The 4323-nt window shown below is 68.9% G+C and carries 3 protein-coding genes; 2 read left to right on the plus strand and 1 reads right to left on the minus strand.

Annotation, left to right across the window (positions count from 1 at the left end; all coding sequences use genetic code 11):
* Positions 1 to 162: 162 nt before the first annotated feature.
* The gene (locus tag RWR81_RS12590; protein WP_314458068.1) at positions 163 to 1521 is read left to right on the plus strand and encodes an FtsX-like permease family protein; all 1359 of its coding nucleotides are present in this window, start codon (positions 163 to 165) and stop codon (positions 1519 to 1521) included.
* Positions 1522 to 1799: 278 nt separating this feature from the next.
* Positions 1800 to 2663, plus strand: coding sequence for an aldo/keto reductase (locus RWR81_RS12595; RefSeq protein ID WP_314458069.1), 864 nt, complete (start codon positions 1800 to 1802; stop codon positions 2661 to 2663).
* A 190-nt stretch (positions 2664 to 2853) separates the two neighbouring features.
* Here the strand turns inward: RWR81_RS12595 and RWR81_RS12600 are convergent.
* The coding region (locus tag RWR81_RS12600) for a BCCT family transporter (RefSeq protein WP_314458070.1) at positions 2854 to 4323 on the minus strand (1470 nt) is incomplete at its 5' end.

Below are 4323 nucleotides of genomic sequence, written 5' to 3' on the forward strand. Positions count from 1 at the left end.
GCCGGCCACCGTCCTCATGGTGACGCACGACGCCGCGGCCGCCGCCCGGGCCCAGCGCGTCCTTGTCATGGACGCCGGCCGCCTCGTCGCCGTGCTGCCCGGAGGAGACCCGGAGGCCGTCTCCGCTGCGGTCCTGGCCGCCCGCGGTGTCGGAGGCCCTCGATGATCCGCCTGCTCCTGTCCGACCTGCGCCACCACGCCGGGGTCTGGGGGTGGACCGCCGTCGTCGCCGTCGTCGCGGCGGCCTCCATCGCCGGTCAGTTCAGGGTCGTCCACGGAATCAACGCCGCCGCCAAGGCCCTTGGCAGTGCTGCTGAAGAGGGCGTCGATGCACTCACTGGAATCATCATCGCGGCGGTGGTCATCTCAGCCATGACCGTTCTGTCCTCCACCAGTAACCTGGTGGTCTCCCAGCGAGAACGCGACCACGGGCTGTGGAAGGCCCTGGGCATGAGTCCTTCCACGGTCCGCCTCATCATCCAGGGCCAGCTCCTCGTCCTGGGGCTGCTCGCCTCCCTCGCCGCGGTGCCACTGAGCCTGCCGATCGGCCGGTTCATGATGCACCGGCTCGTCTCCGACGGTATCGTCCTGCCCGGCGCCGTACCCCAGTGGGATCCCGCCGACCTCATCTGGACCGCGATCATCAGCGCCGGCACCCTCGTCATGGGCGGTCGGGGAGCCGCAAAACGTGCCTCGCGCACCCCGGAGGCCCTGCTGCTGCGCGGGACCGGCGGGCAACGAACGTACCGGGACAAGGGCCGCGTCTCCCGAGGCCTCCTACGACTGCTCTGGGCCATCCTCGCCGCGTCCGGGTGGGTCGCGGCGCTCCTCATCATCCGCAACGGGACGAATGAGGAGGACATTTTCATGGCGATGTTCAATGGCGCCCTGAGCGGACTGATCCTCGTATGCGTCCTGTGCAGCTGGCTCAGTCCGGTGCTGGAGCGTCTCCTCGCCGCCCTCATCCCGAGCCCCGGCGTCGCCTGGCACGTCGCCGGACGCACCTGCGCCCTGGAGACGCGCCGCTCGGCGGCCACCGTCCTGCCATTCGTGGTGACGATAGGGCTGGTCGCCATCGCCTTCGGTCCGGCGTCGGTCTCACCCAATGTGAACGTCGGTGCATTCTCCTCCCTGTTCGGGCTGCCCTTCCTCGTGTCCTGGACCGGGGGCGTGGCCGTCATCGCCATGAGCGCGGGGCGACGTCGCCGTGATGCCGCCCTGCTGCGCGCCGCCGGCGCCGTGGAGCGCGACGTCCTGGCCATCGAGGTCCTCGAAGGTGTTCTTCACGCCGCCGCTGCGACCGTCCTCGGCCTACTCGTCACCGTGGCCATGGCCGTCCTCCTGTCCGAGGCGCTGCACCGGTCCCTGGCCGGCATTCTGTCGGACTTCCCCTGGATGACGCTGGGCCTCGTGTGCGCGGCGACCCTGACGACGACCTGCCTGGCCGTTGTCGTCTCCGCCCGAGCCGGAGCGCTCGCGGGCGAGCAGAGCCTGGGGCAGGTCCTGCGCGCCCGCGACTGACCTTCGCCTCCGGTCCCTCTCATGCAGTTGGGAACATGTCACGCGGTCGGGTGCAATTGAGGCTGGACGGGGATGTTCGACGCCGTCGGGGACGGAAATCCTGTACCCGTACGCGTGGGACGTCCCCGGCTGGATGGAAAAGCCCCCGGCGAGACGGTGTCGGTGGCCCCGCCGACTGATTCCGCCGACGCGCCGGTTGGGCCGGGCGCGAAAGGGGCTGACGTCCTGCCCTCCTGCGGGGCTAGGTTGCCCGCACTGATCGCTTTGAAGGAGAACTCATGGTCAACGACTCCGCCCCCACTGTCACTCTCAACAACGGTGTCGACATCCCGCAGATCGGCTACGGCGTCTACCTGACCCCGCCGGAGGAGACCGAGCGGGCCGTGCTCGAGGCCTTCGAGGTCGGCTACCGCCACGTTGACACCGCCCAGGCCTACCGCAACGAGGAGGGTGTGGGCGCCGCGGTCGCCGCCTGTGGACTGCCCCGTGAGGACATTTTCCTCACCACCAAGGTGTGGTTCACCAACGCCGGGGACGAGCGCGCCGCCCGCTCCATCGACGGCTCCCTGCGCCGCCTGGGCATTGACTACATCGACTTGCTGCTCGTCCACCAGCCCTTCGGTGACTACTACGGCACCTACCGCGCCATGGAGAAGGCCCTGGCCGCCGGCAAGGTCCGCGCCATCGGCGTCTCCAACTTCTTCCCCGACCGGTTCGTGGACCTGGCGCGCAACGTCGAGGTGCCTCCGGCCGTCAACCAGATGGAGACCCACGTCTTCAACCAGCAGACCGACACCCGCACGTGGTACACCAAGCACGGCACCGCCCTGGAGTCCTGGGGCCCGTTGGCCCAGGGCCGCAACAACATCTTCACCCACCCGGTGCTCACCGGGGTTGGCGAGAAGTACGGCAAGACGGCCGCCCAGGTGGCCCTGCGCTACCTCATCCAGCTTGGCATCATCGTCATCCCCAAGACGGTCCACCGCGAGCGCATGATCACCAACCTCGACGTCACCGACTTCCAGCTCGATGACGCCGACATGCGGGCTATCGCCGCCCTCGACGAGGGACAGGGCGTCGTCGACCACTACGACCCCGCCTTCCAGGAGCTCCTCGCCTCCTTCACAGTCGAGGAGGACTGACCCCCAGCCACCTGCGGACGCTTCCGACCACCAGCGGGGACGTTCGACGTGGCCGGGTGCGGCCCGCTCCGGTCGGGGACGTTCGACGCCGTCGGGGACAGGAATCCCGTCCCGCACGCGCAGGATGTCCCCGCCCGGAAGAAGAAGTTCCCGGCCGCGCGGAATGTCCCCACCCGGGGAGGGGCTGGAGTCAGAGGCGGCGCGAGAAACGGGACTCCGTCTTCTCGGAGGTGCCCACGTACTCCAGCCAGCGCTCATAGTGATCGAGGACGTCGTGGGCCACCTGGTCGGAGTTCCAGTCGACGACGTCGTAGCCCTGGCCGCCGCTGTGCGGGCGCACCTCGAGGCGCACCGTGAGGTCATCGGCCTCGTGGACGGCGAACCCGTAGGCGGGCACGGGAGTGACCACCATGCGCACCACGTAGCGGAAGGAGTCGATGGAACTGGACTGCTCCTCGCCGCTGTTGGTGGCCGGGTGGGAGGAGACCACCAGGCTGGCGCGTCCCAGGAAGGTGCGCTCGTCGTCGGGGTCCTGGGCCTCGGGGCCCTCGACGAAGACCTCGGCGGAGACGTTCTCCTTACGCAGCTCGGTGGCCACCGCCTCCAGGGCCGGCACGATGCGCCGCTCCATGGCATGGCCGGCCTCGTCGGGAGACACCGAGTTGAGGGTGTGCGCCAGGCGCTCGCGCCACGGCGTCTGCTCCAGCCCCGCAGCCGACCCGTTGAAGCCCAGGGCCCGGTTGCGGTCCACGATGGACAGGGCCTGGTTGTGAGTGTCCTCGCTGCTCAGGGACCTCCACAGGGTGTACATGATGAGAATGAGCACCCCGGAGAAGGGCAGCGCCATGACGATCGTGGCCTGCTGGAGGATGGGGATGCCGCCGGCCACGAGCATCGCGATGGTGAGGATCCCGGTCAGGGCGGCCCAGAAGATCCGCAGCCAGGCGGCGGCGTCCTGGCGCGCCGAGCGGATACGGCTGGAGAGATTGGCCATGACCAGGGCGCCGGAGTCGGCGCTGGTGACGTAGAAGAGGACGCCGATGAACAGGGCCAGGGCGATAAGGATCTTCTGCCCCGGGAGGTGCTCCAGCATCCAATACAGGCCCTGCTCGGGCTGGTTCAGGGTGATGTCGCGGAAATCGCCGTTGCCGCGGATGACCAGGTCGAGGGCGTGGTTGCCGAAGATGGCCACCCACATGACGATGTAGCAGAAGGGCAGCAGGAGGCTGCCGAGCACGAACTGGCGGATGGTGCGGCCGCGTGAGATGCGGGCCAGGAACATTCCCACGAAGGCCGCCCAGGCGATCCACCAGGCCCAGAAGAACAGGGTCCAGGCGTTGAGCCATTCATCGGGCCGGTTGTAGGCGTAGGTCTCCAGTGTCAGCAGCGGGAAGCGGGTGAAGAAGTCGCCGATGGAGCCCACCAGCGCGTCGATGAGGAAGGCGGCGTCGCCGGTGATGAGCACCCACAGGGCCAAGCCGATCGCCAGGAGCACGTTGATGGTGGACAGCACGCGCACGCCGCGGTCGACGCCGGAGACTGCCGAGACGGTGGCCATGATGACGGCCAGGGCGGTCAGCCCGATCTGGGTGGGGAAGCCCTGCGGCAGCCCGAACAGGATGTTGAGGGCCACGTTGAGCTGGACGACGCCGACCCCCAG

This window comes from uncultured Actinomyces sp. (assembly GCF_963526355.1).
GTDB lineage: Bacteria > Actinomycetota > Actinomycetes > Actinomycetales > Actinomycetaceae > Actinomyces.